Annotated in this window: 15 protein-coding genes; 4 read left to right on the top strand and 11 right to left on the bottom strand. The window is 70.8% G+C overall.

The features are described 5' to 3' along the window. The first annotated feature begins 12 nt into the window (after positions 1–12). Both OHA25_RS58380 and OHA25_RS58375 read left to right on the top strand, forming a co-directional pair. Complete coding sequence (locus OHA25_RS58380) at positions 13–2,238, top strand: hypothetical protein (protein ID WP_327585366.1); 2,226 nt, start codon at positions 13–15, stop codon at positions 2,236–2,238. Positions 2,239–2,317: 79 nt separating this feature from the next. Next, positions 2,318–3,145, top strand: a complete 828-nt coding sequence (locus OHA25_RS58375; RefSeq protein WP_305919261.1) for a FadR/GntR family transcriptional regulator — start codon at positions 2,318–2,320, stop codon at positions 3,143–3,145. 27 nt (positions 3,146–3,172) lie between these two features. Here the strand turns inward: OHA25_RS58375 and OHA25_RS58370 are convergent, their stop codons facing one another. The 5 genes from OHA25_RS58370 to OHA25_RS58350 all read right to left on the bottom strand — a co-directional run bounded on the left by OHA25_RS58370 (position 3,173) and on the right by OHA25_RS58350 (position 9,697). Further along, positions 3,173–3,928: an SDR family NAD(P)-dependent oxidoreductase gene (locus tag OHA25_RS58370; protein WP_327585365.1), complete on the bottom strand. Its 756-nt coding sequence runs from the start codon at positions 3,926–3,928 to the stop codon at positions 3,173–3,175. A gap of 130 nt (positions 3,929–4,058) precedes the next feature. Continuing rightward, positions 4,059–5,717, bottom strand: a complete 1,659-nt coding sequence (locus OHA25_RS58365; protein WP_327585364.1) for an alkaline phosphatase D family protein — start codon at positions 5,715–5,717, stop codon at positions 4,059–4,061. Between the two features lie 182 nt (positions 5,718–5,899). Beyond that, positions 5,900–7,867 carry an acetoacetate--CoA ligase gene (locus OHA25_RS58360; protein ID WP_327585363.1) on the bottom strand — a complete coding sequence of 656 codons (1,968 nt, stop codon included), beginning with the start codon at positions 7,865–7,867 and terminating at the stop codon, positions 5,900–5,902. 58 nt (positions 7,868–7,925) lie between these two features. After that, positions 7,926–8,783: a serine hydrolase gene (locus OHA25_RS58355; RefSeq protein ID WP_327585362.1), complete on the bottom strand. Its 858-nt coding sequence runs from the start codon at positions 8,781–8,783 to the stop codon at positions 7,926–7,928. Continuing rightward, the gene (locus tag OHA25_RS58350) at positions 8,780–9,697 is read right to left on the bottom strand and encodes a LysR family transcriptional regulator (RefSeq protein WP_327585361.1); all 918 of its coding nucleotides are present in this window, start codon (positions 9,695–9,697) and stop codon (positions 8,780–8,782) included. Before OHA25_RS58350 ends, OHA25_RS58355 begins: the two co-directional genes overlap by 4 nt. A gap of 159 nt (positions 9,698–9,856) precedes the next feature. Between OHA25_RS58350 and OHA25_RS58345 the strand changes: the two genes are divergently transcribed. After that, positions 9,857–11,374, top strand: coding sequence for a penicillin-binding transpeptidase domain-containing protein (locus OHA25_RS58345; protein ID WP_327585360.1), 1,518 nt, complete (start codon positions 9,857–9,859; stop codon positions 11,372–11,374). A 302-nt stretch (positions 11,375–11,676) separates the two neighbouring features. Here the strand turns inward: OHA25_RS58345 and OHA25_RS58340 are convergent, their stop codons facing one another. The 4 genes from OHA25_RS58340 to OHA25_RS58325 form a co-directional block, all read right to left on the bottom strand. Then, entirely contained in the window at positions 11,677–12,405 is a 729-nt protein-coding gene (locus OHA25_RS58340; protein ID WP_327585359.1) for an HAD family hydrolase, read from the bottom strand. A 91-nt stretch (positions 12,406–12,496) separates the two neighbouring features. Next, complete coding sequence (locus OHA25_RS58335) at positions 12,497–13,123, bottom strand: HAD family hydrolase (RefSeq protein WP_327585358.1); 627 nt, start codon at positions 13,121–13,123, stop codon at positions 12,497–12,499. 88 nt (positions 13,124–13,211) lie between these two features. Then, positions 13,212–13,730: a DUF6912 family protein gene (locus tag OHA25_RS58330; RefSeq protein ID WP_327585357.1), complete on the bottom strand. Its 519-nt coding sequence runs from the start codon at positions 13,728–13,730 to the stop codon at positions 13,212–13,214. A 94-nt stretch (positions 13,731–13,824) separates the two neighbouring features. Continuing rightward, positions 13,825–14,472, bottom strand: coding sequence for an HAD family hydrolase (locus OHA25_RS58325; RefSeq protein WP_327585356.1), 648 nt, complete (start codon positions 14,470–14,472; stop codon positions 13,825–13,827). 225 nt (positions 14,473–14,697) lie between these two features. Here OHA25_RS58325 and OHA25_RS58320 point away from each other — a divergent pair, with 225 nt between their 5' ends. Then, entirely contained in the window at positions 14,698–15,405 is a 708-nt protein-coding gene (locus tag OHA25_RS58320) for a L,D-transpeptidase family protein (protein ID WP_327585355.1), read from the top strand. Here the strand turns inward: OHA25_RS58320 and OHA25_RS58315 are convergent. Together OHA25_RS58315 and OHA25_RS58310 are read right to left on the bottom strand one after the other, a co-directional pair. Beyond that, the gene (locus tag OHA25_RS58315) at positions 15,402–16,832 is read right to left on the bottom strand and encodes an FAD-binding oxidoreductase (protein WP_327585354.1); all 1,431 of its coding nucleotides are present in this window, start codon (positions 16,830–16,832) and stop codon (positions 15,402–15,404) included. The two genes, OHA25_RS58320 and OHA25_RS58315, sit on opposite strands and share 4 nt — an antisense overlap. A gap of 89 nt (positions 16,833–16,921) precedes the next feature. Then, the gene (locus tag OHA25_RS58310) at positions 16,922–18,553 is read right to left on the bottom strand and encodes an NADH-ubiquinone oxidoreductase-F iron-sulfur binding region domain-containing protein (protein WP_327585353.1); all 1,632 of its coding nucleotides are present in this window, start codon (positions 18,551–18,553) and stop codon (positions 16,922–16,924) included. Positions 18,554–18,566 lie beyond the last annotated feature (13 nt).

Below are 18,566 nucleotides of genomic sequence, written 5' to 3'. Positions count from 1 at the left end.
AAGGCTCCGTACGTGTCCCACGCCATCGACTTCCGGTTCGCGCCCCCGTCGCGCTGGACAGCGATCTGCCTGCCCGACGACCCGCACAAGACCCTGGTCCGCGAGGACGGTGCCCTGCTCTACGGCTTCACACAGACGCACCTCGCGGCCTGGCACTTCGCCACCGTCGTGGAGTTCTCCGCCCAGACCGCCGACCGGCCCGTGTCGGTGACCCAGTGCACCGAGTCCGCCGCACGCCCCATCGTGGTCACCACCATGCGCTACCCCCGGCTGGAGCTCACGCTGACCGCCTTCGCCCACGAGCACGACGGCTTCCGCGCCGATGTCGTGATGTGGGAGCTGACGCACATCGGCGACGACGGCGAGGTGCTCACCGGACTGCACATCGACCACCACGACCGCGACGCGGTGCTGACGGGTGGCACGACACCGTTCCACGTCGCCTACTCGGTGGCGCCCGAGCAGGCTCCTGCCCAGCCGATCTGGGTGGACGACACCGCCGAACAAGACGGCACGCCGCTCGGCCCTGTCGCCCTGATCCACCGGCCGCAACGGCTCCATCTCTCCCACCCGACCGGATTCCACCCCGCCACCGGTCTCGACGTCACCCCCGAGATCCTGCGACCAGGCGGGCGGATCGGCGGGGCACTGGTCCTGCCGCAGCCGGCCGTGGCCGAGACGCCCGCCATCGCGGACCTGGCCTGGGCCGAGGCCGCCCTGACCCGTGCCCGCGCCTTCTGGGACGAGCTTCCAGCGCTACGGCTGCCGATCACCGTGCCCGATCCGGCCGTGCAGGACCTGCTGGTGGCCTGCGTGCGCAACCTCCTGCAGGCGCGGGAGATCCGCGACGGGCTGCCGGTGCCGCAGGTCGGCGCCACGGTCTACCGCGGCTTGTGGATCGTCGACGGCCATTTCATCCTGGAGGCGGCCCGCTACCTCGGCTTCGCCGCCGACGCCGACGCCGGTGTGCGGGTGCTCCTGCGCCGGGTCAGACCCGACGGCTCCATCACCGGGTTGGAGCTGGCACCGCACATCAAGGAGACCGCGATCGCGATCGCCACGCTGGTGCGGCAGTCAGAGCTCAGCGCCGACCCGCGCGGCGCGCTCAGCTCGCACTGGCCGGTGGTGCTGCGCGCCATCGACCACATCGCCGACCTGCGCCGCCAGGCCGACGCGTTGCCCATCGGTCACCCGCTGCACGGCCTGATGCCGCCGGCGTTCGCCGACGGAGGAGTGGCAGGCGTACGGGCGGAGTACACCACCACGCTGTGGACGCTCGCGGGGCTGCGCGCCGCGGTCAGGGGAGCGACGATGCTCGGCCGCGCATCCGATCGCGACGCGATTCACGCGCAGTACCTCCAGCTGCGCGTCAACTTCGACAAGGCGGCCCGCCGACACCGCGAGGAAGGACTCGCGTACCTGCCCATGATCCACCCGGAGAGCGGCTCGCATCACTACCACGCGGGTCCCGTCGAGGCCGACGTGGCCGCATGGCATCGGATCCGGCCCGGCAGCGCCACGTGGGCGCTGTGCCAGGCCATCTGGCCGGGCGAGGTGTTCGAGCCCGGCGACCCCGTGGTCACCGACCTGCTGGCGCTGTTCGACGCGCTCGATGACGAGCAGGGGATTCCCGCCGAGACCGGCTGGCTGCCCTACCGCGCCGTCTGGCCCTACGCCGCCTCGTTCGCCGCGCACGCGTGGCTGTACGCGGGCCGTGCCGACAAGGCGGTCGACTACCTCTACGCCTTCGCCAACCATGCCGCGCCCACCCGCGTCTGGCGGGAGGAGCAGTCGCTGACCGCCACCGGCAACGGGCAGCTGTGGGGAGATATGCCGCACAACTGGGCCTCGGCCGAATTCGTGCGGCTGGTCAGGCATCTGCTGCTGTTCGAGCGGGACGACACACTCGAACTGCTGCCCGCCGTACCGGCTGGGTGGTTCGGGGCCGGTCAGACCATCGAGCTGGAGCGCAGCGCCACCCGCTTCGGGCCGGTCAGCCTGCACGTCACGACCGAGCACATGGACGTGATCACGGTCACCGTCCGCTACACCCGCCACGGCGGCGCCCACCCGGCACCGGACCGGCTCTCCCTGAGCCTGCCCCTTCCCGAGGGGGCCGCGGAGCGGCCCACCGAGATCACCGTCGACGGCCGCGCGGTGCCGCCCGCCGACGGGTGGATCCAGCTGGCCACGGCCGACGACGTCACCGTCCGCATGACCTACCGTCGGCTACCATGATCAGGGACGTTTGCCTCCGGCGAGGGCGGGACATAGCATCCGGTCTGACCGCGCGGGGTGCTGTCGGGGAGGATCACCGGTGACGATTGACGCCGTTCCGCGTGACATGCTGTCCACCTATCTCGAGGACGCCCTGCTCACCGGGAAGATCAGCCCGGGAAGCCGGCTTCCCTCCGAGCGACTGCTTGCCCAGCGTTTCGGGCTCAGCCGCCCCTCCGTCCGCGAAGTCATCAAGGAACTACAGGAGCGTGGGCTGGTCCGGGTCATTCCCGGGCGCGGCACGTTCGTCCGCGAGCCGAGCAGCGTCGACAGCATCCGCCCGCTGGAGGCCTATTACCGCCGGCGCAACGCCACCCCGCGTGAGGTGACCGACGCGCGGATCATGCTGGAGACCCACGCCGCCGTGCTGGCCGCGCGAAACGCGACCGAGGACGATCTGACCGCGCTGCGCAAGATGCTGAGCGCCTTCGAGATGGCCGGGAATGTCGTCGAGAAGGCCCGCGCCGACATCGCCTTCCACATCCTCATCGCGCGGGCCGCCCGCAACTCCGTGCTGGAGGTGATGTTCCTGTCGATCGCTGGGCTCACCTTCGAATACATGCTGCGCAGCCTCGCCGACCCCACGATCGTCCGAGAGGGCGCTCCATACCACGACGACATCCTCGCGGCGATCGCCGACCGCGACACCGAACGGGCTCGCCGCGCCATGGAGGGGCACCTGTCAGTTGCTCACTACCACTACGGCGAAGACCTCGACAAGGGGCTCGACACGCTCGCCCGCCGCGAGCTCACCCGGCTGATGGGGCCGGGTGTGTCACTGGACGGCATCATCGAATCGGTGCTGACCGCGCTCGACGGCCCTGACGACGACCTGCTGCGGCTGGAGCCCAACTCCCGTCAGCGCTAGGGTCATCTCCAACCGCCACCGACCTGGTCAGTCCTGGTTGAACAGCGAGCAGCCGCCGTCGGCCAGCAGGGTCGTGCCGGTGATGTAGTCGGCGTCGGGTGAGCACAGGAACGCGGCCACCCTGGCCACCTGCTCGGCGGATTGCGGAACTCCCAGCGGAATCGCCTGGGCGGCCCGCGCGGCGTAGGCGGGCTCGTTGTCGAACTGCCACTTGGCCAGCCCCGCGGCCACAATTCCCGGCGCGAGGGCGTTGACGAGGATGCCGTGCGGTGCCAGCTCCTTGGCCATCGACCGGGCGAGCATCGCCACGCCGGCCTTCGACGCGCTGTAGGCCGCGATCTCCGGCCACGGCACCGTGCCGACCCAGGATCCCGTCAGCACGATGCGCCCGCCAGATCCTTGGGCCACCATGCGCCGTGCGGACGCCTGGGCCGTGTGGAAGCAGCCGGTGAGATTGATCGCCAGCTGTTGTTCCCAATCCTCGACAGAGATCTCCAGGAACGGGGCGGATTTGACGACGCCGGCGTTGGCGATGGCGATATCGAGATGTCCGACCTCGTCGACGGCGGCGTCCAGGGACGTCCGATCGCGCACGTCGGCCTGCACATAGCCCACCTTGCCGTGCGCGGATGCGGTGGCGATCCACGGGCGGGCCTCGGCCGGCGACTTCACGTCGAGGAGCGTCACGCGAGCTCCCCTGCGAGTCAGCTCGGCGGCCATCGCGGCACCGATGTCTCCTGCGCCACCGGTGATCAACGCGGAGCGTCCCGCAAGTACGGGCATGATCTATCCTCCTCTGGTTTGACCGGTAAAACCAGAATCCTACGCCGGAGAGGAGGTCTTCTCCCTCGAGGCCAGCCGGTGGGAGGCGCAGGCTCGGAAGCACGCCGTCCCACCTGCCGGCCCGACGGGGTCAGCGTTGCGGTTGCTCGGCGAGATGGTCCAGCTCGCCGGCCACGTCCGGAATGGTCCGAACGCCGATCGGCGGGTTGTCCGCCGTCTGGTGCAGGCCGGGGTTGCCCGCCTCCACCGCGAACGTCGCACGAGTCGAGATGGGCGCTCCCGGCCGCGTGACGTAGGGCACGATCCGGTAGTCGACGGTCAACGTCTCCGGAGTCGCCGTGGCGCGCACGTAGCCACGCTGAACGTTGTGGAACTTCAGGTGCGGATTGGCGGCGAGGAACGTCTGCCCGAGCCCGTCCTGGTCGGCGCCGTCCTTACCGGAGGCGATCGAGGTCCCGGCGAACTCCACGCCCATGACCGGAGAGTTCGGGTCGTCGAAGTCGGGCCTGAGCTCAGCCGCCAGGCTGCGGTGGATGTCACCGGACAGCACCACCGGATTGCGCACGTTGTGCTCCACCATCCCCGACAGCAGCCGGGCGCGGGCGGATGCGTAGCCGTCCCACAGATCCATGCCGAAGGCCTGCACGTCAGGACTGGCGTCGTGATCGAGCGGCGCCATGAGCAGTTGCTGCGCCAGCACGTTCCACGTCGTACGCGAGCGCGCGAGGCCGCCGAGCAGCCACTCCTCCTGCCTGGCGCCCAGCATCGTCCGGTTCGGGTCCAGCCGGTCCGCGCATCCGACGTCCAATCCGTCGCCGCATGCCTGGTCGTCGCGATACTGGCGGGTGTCGAGCACGTTGAAGGTCGCCAGCCTGCCGAAGGACGCGCGCCGATAGAGCCGCATGTCAGGCCCTCCGGGCATGGAGGCGCGGCGCAGCGGCAGGTGCTCGTAGTACGCCTGGAAGGCGGCGGCCCGCCGTTGCAGGAAGACCTGCGGGTCCTGGTCGGGCTCGGTGTCGACCTGGGAGATGTCCTTGGCCCAGTTGTTCTCCACGTCGTGGTCGTCGACCGTCACCATCCAGGGGAACGCCGCGTGCGCGGCCTGCAGGTCAGGGTCGGTCCGGTAGAGGGCGTGCCGGTTGCGGTACTCCGTCAGGGTGAAGGTCTCCTTCAGGTACTGCTCGGGCAGGCTGACCCCGCGCACCCCGCCGGTGGCGCCCACGCCGTACTCGTAGATGTAGTCGCCGAGGTGGAGGACCACGTCCAGGTCCTCCTGGGCCAGGTGCCGGTAGGCGGTGTAGAAGCCCTCGTACCAGCACTGACAGGAGACGAAGGCGAAGGCCAGGGCGCTCAGGTCAGCCCCCGGCGCAGGCGCGGTCTTGGTCCGGCCGACCGGGCTGATCTCGCCGCCCGCGCGGAACCGATAGAAGTATTCCCTGCCGGGACGCAGGCCGTGCAGCTCAACGTGCACGGTGTGCCCACGCTCCGGTCTGGCCAGGCTGATCCCCTCGCGAACGACACGCCGGAACCGGTCATCGGCGGCGACCTGCCACTGCACCTGTACGGCCTGCTCTGGCATACCGCCGCGGCCGTCCACGGCGAGCGGCTCAGGAGCCAGCCTGGTCCATAACACGACCCCGTCGGGCGCCGGATCGCCCGACGCCACCCCGAGGGTGAACGGGGTGCTCGCGGCAGCCGCCGTTCCCGTCCCCGCCCAGCCCGGTATCGCGGCGGCCGAGCCCGCGACCAGCGTCGCTGTGAGGAATCCTCGACGGCTGTACCTGTTCATGCGCGAGCTCCTGTCGATCATGGGTCTACCCCACCATGACCGCAGAAGCCAAAAGTGATCAAGAGGTTGAATTATCGTGGCTTTGTGCTAAATGATCGTCGCCCGCTGGGTATACGACCTGGCCGCCAAGCGCGTCGGCTATGGCGTGGACGGCGGCGTGCGGGCGACCGATCACCTGCCGCTCATTGCCGCGGCCTGAAGTGTTGCAGCACTTCGGGGTTGGCCATGGCGTCGGGATTGGCGGCCTCCTCCACCGGCGTGCCGAGCAGGATCTTGCGTACCGGCACCTCCAGCTTCTTCCCCGACAGGGTGCGGGGGATGCCGGGCACCACGCGGATCTCGTTCGGCACGTGCCGGGGTGACAGCTCCTCGCGCAGGGCCGTGCAGAGCTCGCGTTCCAGCGACTCGGTGAGCTCGGCGCCCTCGGCGAGCGTCACGTACAGGAGCAGCCGCCCTTCCTGCCCGAGCTGGCCGGTGTCGATCACCAGGCTGTCGGCGATCGCCTCGAACCGCTCGACGACGCGGTAGAACTCGCTGGTGCCCATCCGGACGCCGCCCCGGTTGAGCGTCGAGTCGGAGCGCCCGTAGATCACGCAGCTGCCGTCCTCGTTGATCTTGATCCAATCGCCGTGCCGCCACACGCCCGGATAGACGTCGAAGTAACTCTCGGTGTAGCGCTCGCCGCCGGGGTCGTTCCAGAACATCACCGGCATCGACGGCATCGGCTGCGTCAGCACCAGCTCGCCGACCTCGCCGACGACCGGCTTGCCCGAGGGGTCGTACGACTCCACCTTCGCGCCCAGCGACCGGCACGGGATGATCCCCGCCCTGATCGGGTGGAGCATGGTCGCCCCGACGAAGCCCGTACACACGTCCGTGCCGCCGGAGAACGATCCGATCGGGATCCCGGGCAGCTCGGCCGCCACCCACGCGAACCCCTCCGGCGGCAGCGGGGACCCGGTCGACCCCACCCCGCGCAGCCGCTCCAGCCCGGACGGCCGCACGCCGCTCTTCAGCGAGGCCATGATGTACGGCGCCCCGACTCCGAAGTACGTCACGTCCTCAGAATCGGCGATCCGCCACAGCGCGGCCGGCGACGGATGGGTGGCCGAGCCGTCGTACAGGACCGGCGTGGCCCCCACCAGCAGGGCGCCGATGAGGTAGTTCCACATCATCCAGCCCGTGGTGGTGTACCAGAAGAACACATCGCCCTCGCCCAGGTCCTGGTGGAAGGCGAGCGACTTGAGATGTTCCAGGACCACCCCGCCGTGGCCGTGCACGATCGGCTTCGGCAACCCGGTCGTGCCGCTGGAGTAGAGGATCCACAGGGGATGATCGAACGGCACCCGCTCGAACTCCAGCGGCCCAAGCTCGGCCCGCAGTCCCTCCCAGCCGATCACCTCGCCGTGCGGCATCTCCTGGGTGTGTGCCGGAGTGGGCTCGGCCTGCTGCGGCGCGCGGCCCTCGTCGGCTGCCGCCAGGTAAGGGATCCACACGGTGGCACGCAGCGAGGGCAACTCGGCGGCGATCTCGTTGACCGCGGCCGAGCGGTCGTAGCTCTTGCCGTTGTAGTGGTAGCCGTCGACCGCGATCAGCACCTTCGGCGCGATCTGCTTGAACCGGTCGACGATGCTCGGCACCCCGAAGTCGGGCGAGCCGGCCGACCAGATGGCGCCCAGCGAGGCGGTGGCCAGGAAGGCGATCAGAGCCTGCGGGATGTTCGGCAGGTAGCCGGCGACCCGGTCGCCCCGTTGCACGCCGAGCCTGAGCAGCCCGGCCCGCACGCGGGCGACCTCCTCACGCAGCTCGGCGCGGCTCAGCTCCTGGCGGGCGCCGTCCTCGGAGACGAAGACCAGCGCGGTGCCCTCGGTCCCGCGCAAGGCGTTCTCGGCGTAGTTGAGCGAGCTCCCGGCGAACCACCGGGCCTCAGGCATGGTGCCGGACAACACCGGGCCGCCGCCGCGCTCCCCGATGACGTCGAAGTAGTCCCAGATCGACGTCCAGAACGCAGCCGGCTGGTCGACCGACCACCGCCACACGTCCTCGTAGGACTCCTCCCGCCGTCCCAGCCACTCCAGGTAGCGGGTCAGCCGGGCCCTTTCGACCACCTCTTCGCTCGGCTCCCAGAGAAGCTCGCCCTCAGCAACCATGTGCCCATCCTGTCGCCCGATCAGTGGGAGGACATACCTGTACCCCCCACACAACTGACTATCTCCGTAGGTGGTCCACCGCCATACGCGCGGCCGTGCCGATGACGGCGTCGGCACGCGGCTGGTTGAGCGCGGTGCTGAAGGAACGGGTGAAGACCGCCACCGCGTAGCGCCTGCCGTCGGGATATTCGACGACGCCGGATTCGGTGCGCAGCGTCGGCAGCGTGCCCGTCTTGCCGCTGACCGCGACGTCGTCGTACGGGAAGCCGGAGGCCAGCCGGTGCGGCCACACTTGCATGTTCAGAACGGTACGCATCCAGGCGCAGGAGGCAACCGAGGCCGCCTCGTCCCGCCAGATCAGCCCGAACAGCCGGGCCATCTCCCGCGGCGTGCTGCGGTTCGCCCGCGCCGGGTCCAGCGCGCTGAGCCGGGCCACCTCGTCCGGATCCAGGTACGGCCACCCGTGCCCGGTGTCCTTTCGCATGCTCTCGTTGAGCTCCTTGGCGCTCTGCGTCACGCGGGTCGCCGTCAGCCCGTGGCGCGCCAGCATGGCGTTGACCGCGTCCATCCCGACCCGCCCGAGCAGCACGTCGGCCGAGCTGTTGTCGCTCACCGCGATCATCAGGTACGCCAGGTCGCGTAGCGAGATCGTCACGTCGTCGAGCATCGCCGAGATGCCCGTCGGCCCTGCCACCCGGTCGCCGGCCGTCACCGTCACCCGGCTCGTCGGGTCGAGCAGCCCGGCGTCGGCCTGCCGGCAGAACTCGACCAGCAGCGGCACCTTGAACATCGACGCCGTGGGCAACGGCTCGTCGGCCCCGTGGTCGATTTCCCGCCCGGAGTCGATGTCGGCCGCGTACAGCCAGCCGGCGACGCCCGCCATCCGGAACAGCGTCTCGAAGTCAGGCTCGCTCATGCCAGCATCCCCGGCCTGCGGCTGACCCGCCGCGCGGGCACGGCGCCTTCGTCCGTCATCCCGGCGCTCTCCTTCAACGTCCGTACGGCCACGGCCGAGAAATCGTCGATCGGGCCCGTGGCCACCCGCCAGGCCGTGGAGACCCGGTAGGCGATCGGCGAGCCTAGCAGCGGCCGCCACGCCAGCCCCGGAACCTCGGCCTTCGGCGCGAACGCCACCGCCGCACCCGCCAGCACCAGCCCGAGCCCGGCGCCCTGGTGCACCTGCGGGGGGACATAGCCGTGGCGGCGGCACTCCGCCAGCGTCTCGGCGTACATGCCGGGCTCGCCGTCCTTGGGCGGCATCAGCAGCTCCCGCCCGGCCAGGTCGGCCAGGTGCACCTCGCCCACGCCGGCCAGCGGGTCACCGGCGGCCAGCAGCACGCCCTGCACCTGGACGAGCGGATCGCCGAAGCGCAGTCCCGGCGCGGTCACCGGATGCCGGACGAGCCCGACGTCGATCATGCCCTCGGCCAGCGCGGTCACCTGGTCGGCGGTCCAGATCTCGGTGGGCGCGAGGCGTACCTCGGGATGGGTCTCGCGGAAGTCCGCGACCAGGGCGGCGATCACGGCGGCGGCCAGGTCGGGCGGGACGCCGACCTTCAGCACCGTGTCCTCGCCGTGCCTGGCCAGCTCGTGCAGGCGGTCCACCCTGGCCACGATCTCGCGGGCCTCGCCGAGCACCAGCCTGCCCGCCTCGGTGAGCCGGACCTGGCGGGCGGAGCGGTCGAACAGGCGGGTGCCGAGCTCCTCTTCCAAGCGCTTGATGCGCTGGCTGAGCGGCGGCTGGGCCATGCCGAGCCGGATCGCGGCGTTGCCGAAGTGAAGCTCTTCCGCCACCGCGATGAAGTAGCGAAGATGGCGGACCAGGTCCATAACCAGCAACTATATCTAGATTTATATGGGTGAGGCAGCCATATCAATATTGGACACTCCTGTCGCGCTTCTGGTGTCCTCTCGGTCATGGCACCACAAACGGGGACAATACGACGACGGCCGCGGTCGCGAAGGTGGCTGTGGATCACGGCGGGGCTCTTGGTTCCCGCCGTCGCGGCGGGCGGCGTGATCTGGGCACTGCGTACGCAGGGCACGCCGGAGGAGACGGCCGACCGGTATCTCACCGCCTGGACCGCGCAGGACTATGCGGCGATGCGGGCGCTCGTCGCCGACCCGCCCGCCGACTTCGAGGCCCGGCACCGACGGTTCCATGCCGACCTCAAGGTCACGGAGGCGACCTTCCGCAGACACGCGCCGACGGGGGTTTTCGCGGCCACGGCCGAGGACATGGGTGGCGTCGTGACGTTCCAGGCCAGGCTGAGCGGGCGGCAACTCGACTGGGACTACGACGGAGAGCTCAGGTTCGTCGAGCGGGACCGCACGTGGAAGGTCGCCTGGAGCCCGGCCGCCCTGCACCCCCTGCTCAAGGCGGGCCACTCGTTGCGGGTGGTCGCGGAGCAGGGCGACCCGCTGCGGGTCCTGGCCGCCGACGGCACCCCCCTCAACACCCCGGACGCGCCCGGCTCGGTGCAGCAACTCGTCGAGGGCCTCAAGCAGACCTACCCCGACCGCTTCAAGGCCCCCGCCCGCTACAGAATCGACCTCTACCAGGGGGACCAGCCCATCAAGACGGTCGTCGAAGCAGGCGGGAACCGGCCGCTCAAGACCACGCTCGACCTGGCCGTCCACCGCGCCGGGGCGGCATCTCTGGAGGGCGTGCGCAAGCCGGCCTCGCTGGTGGCGCTGCGGGCCTCGACCGGGGAGATCCTGGCCGTGGTCAACAAGCCGGGCGGGTTCAACCGGGCGTTGCTCGGCAAGTATCCGCCGGGGTCGACGTTCAAGGTCGTCACGGCCTCCGCGCTGGTCGCGGGCGGGGTCTCGCCGAGGGAGCAGGTCGCGTGCCCGGCCGAGAAGAACATCGGCGGCTTCCCGTTCCACAACGCCGGCTTCAAGGACTACGGGACGTTGACGTTCCAGGAGGCGTTCGCGCACTCGTGCAACACGACGTTCGGTGAGCTGAGCGTGGCCTCGCTGGGCGGTGCGCGGCTGGCCGAGGTCGCCAGGAGCTTCGGCTTCGGGACGGCGATCACGCCCGGCGTGCCCGCCGTACGGGCCGAGTTCCCCGACCCCAAGGACGACACGGACCTGGCCTCCGCGTCGATCGGTCAGGGCCGGGTGCTGGCGAGCCCGCTCAACATGGCCTCCGTGGCCGCCGCCGTCGCCTCCGGCGCCTGGGTCCCGCCCCGGCTCGTCAGTGAGGAGCCGACCGGGCAGGACTCTGGGCCCCGGCCCCTGGAGCCCGCCGTGGTGTCCGCACTGCGCAAGCTCATGCCCGCCGTCGTCACGGATGGCACCGCCCACGCCGTACGCTTCCCGGCGGGCACGGCCGGCAAGACCGGCACGGCCGAGTACGGCTCCGGCAAGGAACCACCCGCGCATTCGTGGTTCATCGGCTACAAAGGCGACCTGGCGTTCGCCGTGATCGTCGAAGGCGCCGGCGCCGGCTCCGCCGTGGCCGCCCCCATCGCCTCCCGCTTCCTCACCGCCCTACCCTGACCCCGTCCTGTCACCCGGTCCCGTCACCCGGTCCCGTCACCCGGTCCCGTCACCCGGTCCCGTCACCCGGTCCCGTCACCCGGTCCCGTCCACTCCGGCCCGTCCACTCCGGCCCGTCCACTCCGGCCCGGCTGGCCGCGCCCCGTCGGGCCGGTTGGCCGTGTCGGGTCGGGCCGGTTGGCCGTGTCGGGTCGGGCCGGTTGGCCGTGTCGGGTCGGGCCGGTTGGCCGTGTCGGGTCGGGCCGGTTGGCCGTGTCGGGTCGGGCCGGTTGGCCGTGTCGGGTCGGGCCGGTCGGCAGGCTCTACCGCGGCGGGGCGGGGGCCGGGCGGCTTTGTGGCCGGGCCGGGGAGGTGAGTCCGGCGACCGCGGCCACCACTTCCGAGGCGTTGGAGAGGTCCGGCAGGACGACGTCGGCGCCGGCCTCCCGAAGCTCGCTCGCCATCGAGCGCCCCGAAGCAACGCCGATCATCGCCGCGCCGCCGATCTTGGCGGCCTGCACGTCCCGCGTAGAGTCCCCGATCATCACGGTGTTGGCCGCCGTGAATGCGGTCCCCAGGCGCTGCTTGGCCCGTCCCTGGGCCACCTGGAGCAACGTCGCCTTGGGATAGGGCTCCTCGCCGTAGCCTCCGAGCTCGAAGTCGATGTATTTGTCGAGGCCGAACGCCTTCAGCTTGTGCACGGCGTTGCTCTTGATCGTGCCCGTCAGCACGGTCTGCACCACGCCGTCCAGCCTGGACACCGACTTCAACGCGTCCCTGGCCCCCGGCATCATCCGCCCTTCCTTGGCCAGCCGCCCGCGCCGGTCGGCGAAGGCTGCGGCGAGCGCCGACAGGAACCGGGGCAGATGATCGTCCTCGGACTGGATCCCGTTGACGGCGAGCGTCTCGAAGACGATCTCGGAGTCCGGGCGGCCCATCGGCGCTACGAGTTTGACCAGCGGCCGGCCGGTCACGGCGCGGAAGGCTTCCGCGTAGGCGTCTCTGGACACGATGGCGACGTCGACCAGCGTCAGGTCGACGTTCCACAGCACAAGGCGATTAATGGCAGCCTCCTGAGGGGGACACTGCAAGGGTACGGGCGGCGCCCGGCCGACGTTCGCCCCGTGCGCGATTTCGGTGGTATTAGGCGTAATCCAGGGCGTCGGCCAGCGTGTCGACCACCGGCAGCCCGGTGCTCTGCAGCTCGGCCCGCGTCGTCATGCCGCCGGTGTAGAGCACGGCCTTGGCCCCCACATACTTGGCCGCGAGCCCGTCGTCCACACTGTCGCCGATCACCAGGATCTCGCCCGGGTCCACGCCCATGGCCTGGATGTGGGCCGTCATGTGCGCGGCTTTCTCGCCGCCCGTGGTGCCGAGCAGCCCGTCGATCCTGGTGAAGTGCCTGCTGATGCCGAACGAGTCGACCTTGGGCACCAGGTGCGCGTGCGGCGCCATCGAGCAGAGCGACTGGCTGCCGGTCCAGCCGGTGAGCACGAGCTCGGCGTCGGCGGCCAGCCCGCAGGCGTCGCTCAGCCGGTAGTAGTGCTCGTGGAACCCGTTGTCCAGCAGCTCCCACTCACCGTCGGCGAGCGGACGGCCCAGCAGGCGCTCGTAGGCGACCCAGATGGGCCGCGTGTAGACGGCTCGGAAGCCGTCGGCGGTCAGCGCGGGCAGCGCGTATGGCTTGAAGACCTCGTTGGTGGCCCCGACCACGGCGTCGATGTCGTGGAACAGCGTGCCGTTCCAATCCCAGACAATGTGCTTCGTCATTTGGCGTCCAGCCTAGTGGGTGGCCGTGACATTCCTGTGAACGGCGAGGGGCCTTGACCGGTCGCGGCCCCGCGCGCAGGCGGGGAGCTCACGACGAGGGTGACCTCAGCAGGTCTGGGATCTCTTGCGTCGCGTACCACATGAGCTCGTGGGCCTCCGCCCCGTCCACTGTGAACCGGGCGTCGTCGTCGCCCTGGTCGGCGGCGGGCAACGCGCCGATCGCCGCCTCGATGTCGGGAGTCGCGCCGGAATCGTCGATGTGCACCGAAGCCACCTTGGCCAGCGGGACCGGCTCGGACAGGCGGACCCGCGCGCGTTCCTCGAGATCGACGCCCGCGGAGACCGCGCCGTCCGGCACCTCGGCGGCCACCACCACGCGGCGGGGCGCGGCCGCCACGCCGTCGGCGCGGTCGGCGGCCAGCATCCGCAGCGAGGCGCGGGCCGCCTCGGTCAGTGCGACGTACTCGAGCTCCTCGGTGTCCCCCGAGGCGTACCACTCGGTCAGGGCTGGGGTCACCGCGTAGCCGGTCAGCGGGGCCGGGCCCAGCTCTCCCGCTTCGACTGCCTTGGCCAGGGCCGGGAGAGTGCACGGCAGATAGACGCGCATCAGGAACCTTTCGTGCTTTCTGGCCGAGCTCCGCTCGGCGCGCTGAGACGGAGGTCCTCGCTTCGTCGCGAATCCGTCTCAGCCGTTGAGGTCACTATGATGCCCGCCGCAACGTGAGGCGTAGGAGAGACTCGAGTTCCGAAAGGGTCGAGTTCGTGTCGCGGTGGTGGATCCCGGTCATGCCGAGCGCGCGGGCGGCCACGATGTTGGCCTCGATGTCGTCGATGAACACGCACTCCTCGCCCGGCAGGCCGACCTGGCCGAGCGCGTAGTGGAAGATGCGCGGCTCGGGCTTGCGCATGCCGATCTCGCCGGAGATCACCACCGCGTCGAAGAGCCCGTCCCAGTCGTCCCGCGGGTATTCATTGGACCAGGAGTTGGACACCAAGCAGGTCTTGACGCCGTGCTCGCGCACGTCGCGCAGCATGTCGTACATCGCCTCGACCCGCTCGAACCCCGCGAACATGCGGGCGAGCAGCCCGTCGGCCACCGGCGGCACCCCGTCCAGGGTCAGCAGGCGGGCGGCGAGATCGCGCTCGAAGGAGGGCCCGTCGAGCTCGCCCCGTTCGAGCGCGTGGATGGTGCTCTCGCCGTCGCCGTTGTAGGCGTGGTCGACCATCTCGCGCATCACGTGGCGATAGTGCTCGCCGTCGATCCGGTCCGCTTCGATCCATTTGGCGATGGCGTCGGAGAGGCTGGTCGTGAGCACCCCGCCCCAGTCGATCAGCACACCCGTGACCACGCATACCTCCTGGCTCGAATCTCGTTCTAGGGTAAGACCTCCGCGGGATCGGCGGGCCCGGCGACATGCGCCACCGACGCCGATGGCCGGTCGCCCGGCGGCCGACCCGCTCACGACTTATTTCCGAAATGACGCATTTAGTGAGACTCGTTAGATCGACGAGCTTTTGCTTGCCAAAACCTCTATTGGAGGTGGATTCTCGGCGATCCGGGTACGCGTCGATATATGAGCACAAAGGTACGGGGAATTGCCGCTCTGATTCTCGCCTGTGGCCTGCCTTTCCTGGTGAGCACGCCCACCGGAGCGGAGGAGGAAACGGGCACGGAGGTGGCGGTCCTGAAGCCGGGCGACCGCGGCGAGAGCGTCACGCTGCTGCAGCAGCGGCTGCATAACCGCGGCTACTACTACGGCAAGATCAACGGTGTCTACGACGAGCAGACCATGTTCGCGGTCTGGGCCGTGCAGAAGAGCGGCGGGCTGAGGCCGAACGGCACGGTCGGCCCGGAGGTCTGGAAGGCGCTGGAGGGGCCGAGCCGCAACCGCCCCATGGTCCCCAACGGGGGTGCGGACAGGGTCGAGATCGACCTGCGCGACCAATTGCTCACCGTCTACCGCCACAACCGGCCGGTCCTGATCTCACACATCTCCTCCGGCGCCGAGCAGCCGTTCTGCCTCAACGGGCACTGCGGGAACGCGGTCACCCCGACCGGGGACTTCCGCGTCACGCGGCGGGCGCCCGGCTGGACGACCGGGCGGCTGGGCGCGATGTACAACTCGCTCTACTTCGTCGGCGGCGTCGCGATGCACGGTGCGACGCGCGTGCCGCCGTGGCCTGCCTCGCACGGCTGCGTACGCCTGCCGCTGGCCGTCTCCAAGCGCCTGTACGAGCTTGTCGGGATCGGCGACCGCGTGTACGTGCGCGGCAAGATCTAAAAGCCCTGAGGGAGCCGGAAGAGCCGGCCGGGGTCGTAGGTGGCCTTCACCTCGGCCAGTCGCGCCGCGTTCGGCCCGTAATACGCGGTACGCCAATTTTCCAGATCAGGGTCGATGTAATTCACGTAGGCATTAATGCCGAAATATTTGGACATGTCGGTGTGGAGGGCGCGCAGCCACGACCGCTCCATTCCGTCCTGGTAATACTGAACGCTGAAAAGCGCCGCCCGATGCGGGAACGCCGTCGCCGTCGGATCCACCCGGCGGATCGCGCCTCCCATGGCGTCCATCAGCACCATGTGCCGCCCGCCGCGAGCCACCCCCCTCACCAGCGCCCGGATCCCGTCCTCGGGCAGGCTTCGGTACGCCATGTGCGACTTGGCGGAGAACGTCGTCCGCGGCATCCGCCGGCACTCGGCCACCGGCTTCGACGAGCAGCCACCCATGATCTTCATGGCCTCCAGATGGGAGACCGTCCGCGCCGAGCGCGACGAGGGCCGGCCGATCCGCCGCACGAGCGGGGCCAGCAGCCGGTCGAGCGAGGACTTGCGGCCGAGATAGGTGCCGACGAGCTCCACGTCCAGGCCGCTCCCTGACCGCGCCAGGTGCAGCGACGACCACAGCTCGTCGGGCGCCGACGGGGCCCACGACTGCCACGCCCGCACCGCCGCCCGCGCCCTGGACCACGGCCAGTGCAGGAAGAACACGGTCGCGTCGCCTGTCTCGAAGGTCCGGAACGTGAAGGACACGGCCACGCCGACGTTGCCGCCGCCACCGCCCCTGCAGGCCCAGAACAGCCCGGGATTGCGGGTGGCGTCGCAGTCCAGGACCCGGCCGTCCGCTGTGACGACCCGTACCGACTCCAGGGCGTCGCAGGTCAGGCCATGCTTGCGGGACACGACCCCGATCCCGCCGCCCAGCGTGAGCCCGCTGATCCCCACCGTCGGGCAGGTGCCCGCGGGCACGCTCACGCCGTGCCGGGACAGCCGGTCGTAGACGTCGATCAGCTTGGCGCCGGCGCCGATCGTGGCCCGGCCGTTCGCGTAGGCGACCGAGCTCATCCTGGACAGGTCGATCACCACCCCGGTGCCGGTGGACCAGCCCGCGTACGAGTGGCCGCCCGAGCGGGCGGTGACGGGGACGCGGGCGGCCTTCGCGAACGCCAGGCACGCCGCCACGTCGGCCGCGTTCTCGGCGTACACGACCCCGCCCGGCCTGATCCGGTCGTAGGCCGGGTTGTACAGGCGGCGGGCGGTGGCGTACCCCGCGTCCCCTGGAAGCACGAGCGTCCCCGCCAGCCGCCGGCGCAACCGCGCCCAGTCGGGCGGCGGCGCGGCCAGTGCGGCCAGCGGGGCCAGGGCGGCGGCACGCAGGAAACCGCGCCGGTCCACGGGCGTCTCCCGGCGTGGCGAATCCCGGCGGTCCATCGGCGCCTCCTCGTCATCGACGTCAATCGACTGGTGAGACGCCCGGATGGCCCACCGGGTTCGGCACTGCCCATGCGTTCACCCAGAGGTCATCCGGCCGTCCCTCGGGCTCTCACGCTCGGAGCGGCGCCTACCCGTGTCAGCCGTGGCACACTCGAACCTGCTTTCATCATGCCGTCCTTGACCAGCCGCAACGGCGACCCGCTCGTCTTCGGTCCCGGTCCGCCGTGCCCGTCGCCGCTGCTGGAGGCCAGCCGGAGGGCCAGCGCCGGGCACATCTCGACCGCCCGCCGCGCCTCCTTGGCCATCCACGCGGGGACGCTCCTGAACGACGGGAACCCGTAGTCGTCCAGGTCCACGAACTCGGGCAGCAGGTGCGCGCACAGTCCGTGTCCCTGGCAGCGGGACCAATCCACCTCCAGGCGGTAGGAGATCTCGGCCTCGCGCTCGGGCATCGGCAGCACACCGCGCACCGGCCGCCCGCACGAGCCGTGCTCCAGGTGGATCGCGATCTCGGTCTCGAACGCGTCCAGCGCCGACAACACGAACTTCGCCGTGCCGTCCGGGTGGAAGCACGCGCCGCGCCGCTCGACCAGGCGTACGGACCGCCGGATCGCGTCCACGGAGCCCTTGCCGTCGACGAGGTCGCACATGAGCCTGGCCACGTCCGGCAGGCCGAGGCGGCACGGGCCGCACTGGCCCGCCGACTCGGCGGCCAGGTAGGAGGCGACCCTGGCGGCCTCGCCCAGCGAGCAGGTGGACTCGCCGAGCGGGACGATGATCCCGGCCCCCAAGGTGGCGCCGGCGGCCTTCATGCCCTCGCGCGAGATCACGGCCGTCTGGACGGCCTCGGCCGACACCCACGCGCCGTGGTAGCCGCCGATGAGCACGCCGTCGCCGATCTCGGCCTCGCACAGGTCGAGCACGTCGGCCAGCATGGTGCCGGTCGGCGTCTCGATGACCGCCCCGTGGGCCGCGCCGCCGCTGACGGTGAGCAGGATCGTGCCGGGCTCCTTGCCGGTGCCGACCTCGGCGTACTTCTGCGGCCCGTACTCGGCGAGCAGCGCGAGCTGCGCGTACGTCTCGGTGTTGGACAGCAGGGTCGGCAGCCCGTCCACGCCGCTCGTCGCGGCCCGCCTCTTGCGGCCGGGCGGGATGCCCATCTCGCCGTTCACGGCGTTGACGAGCGCGCCGCCCTCGCCGGAGATGAAGCGCTCCTTGATGCCGACCACGCGGATCGGCACCCGGCTCTCGGCCCCGCCGGACACGTTCGCGGCCCGGCGCTCGGCCACGGCGGCGGCGACGGACGCCTCGGCGACCTCGCCCCCGGCCGTGGCGAGCACCACCTCGCGGGCGCCGAGCGCCTCGGCGGCCAGCACCGCGCCGTCGAGGACCAGGTGGGGGTTGCGGGTGAGCAGCATGGCGTCCTTGGAGCTGGCCGGCTCGCCCTCGGCCCCGTTGACGAGGATGACGCACTCGCCGCCCGGGCCCACCGCGTCGGCGACGGCCCGCAGCTTGCGGGCGAAGGGGAAGGCGGCGCCGCCCCGCCCGCGCATGTCCACCTCGTTGGCGTACGAGATGAGCTCGTCCAGCGTGCGCGGCTCCACGACGCCGTGGAGCGTGCGGTGGGCGGGCAGGTCGAGGCGGCGGCAGTGGTCGAGCCCGGCGGTCAGCCGGGCCGGACCCATGCGTAACACCCGTGGCACTCGAGCCGGAATCACGGTCGCTCCTTTG

It is taken from the genome of Nonomuraea sp. NBC_00507, assembly GCF_036013525.1.
Classification (GTDB): Bacteria; Actinomycetota; Actinomycetes; order Streptosporangiales; family Streptosporangiaceae; genus Nonomuraea.
This window is presented reverse-complemented; position numbering and strand designations above follow the sequence as displayed.

Bases quoted from the DNA above. Each gene is read 5' to 3' on its own strand.
- OHA25_RS58370 (WP_327585365.1), bottom strand. From the start codon at position 3,928: ATGCCCGTACTTGCGGGACGCTCCGCGTTGATCACCGGTGGCGCAGGA.
- OHA25_RS58365 (WP_327585364.1), bottom strand. From the start codon at position 5,717: ATGAACAGGTACAGCCGTCGAGGATTCCTCACAGCGACGCTGGTCGCG.
- OHA25_RS58360 (WP_327585363.1), bottom strand. From the start codon at position 7,867: ATGGTTGCTGAGGGCGAGCTTCTCTGGGAGCCGAGCGAAGAGGTGGTC.
- OHA25_RS58355 (WP_327585362.1), bottom strand. From the start codon at position 8,783: ATGAGCGAGCCTGACTTCGAGACGCTGTTCCGGATGGCGGGCGTCGCC.
- OHA25_RS58350 (WP_327585361.1), bottom strand. From the start codon at position 9,697: ATGGACCTGGTCCGCCATCTTCGCTACTTCATCGCGGTGGCGGAAGAG.
- OHA25_RS58335 (WP_327585358.1), bottom strand. From the start codon at position 13,123: ATGACGAAGCACATTGTCTGGGATTGGAACGGCACGCTGTTCCACGAC.
- OHA25_RS58330 (WP_327585357.1), bottom strand. From the start codon at position 13,730: ATGCGCGTCTATCTGCCGTGCACTCTCCCGGCCCTGGCCAAGGCAGTC.
- OHA25_RS58320 (WP_327585355.1), top strand. From the start codon at position 14,698: ATGAGCACAAAGGTACGGGGAATTGCCGCTCTGATTCTCGCCTGTGGC.
- OHA25_RS58315 (WP_327585354.1), bottom strand. From the start codon at position 16,832: ATGGACCGCCGGGATTCGCCACGCCGGGAGACGCCCGTGGACCGGCGC.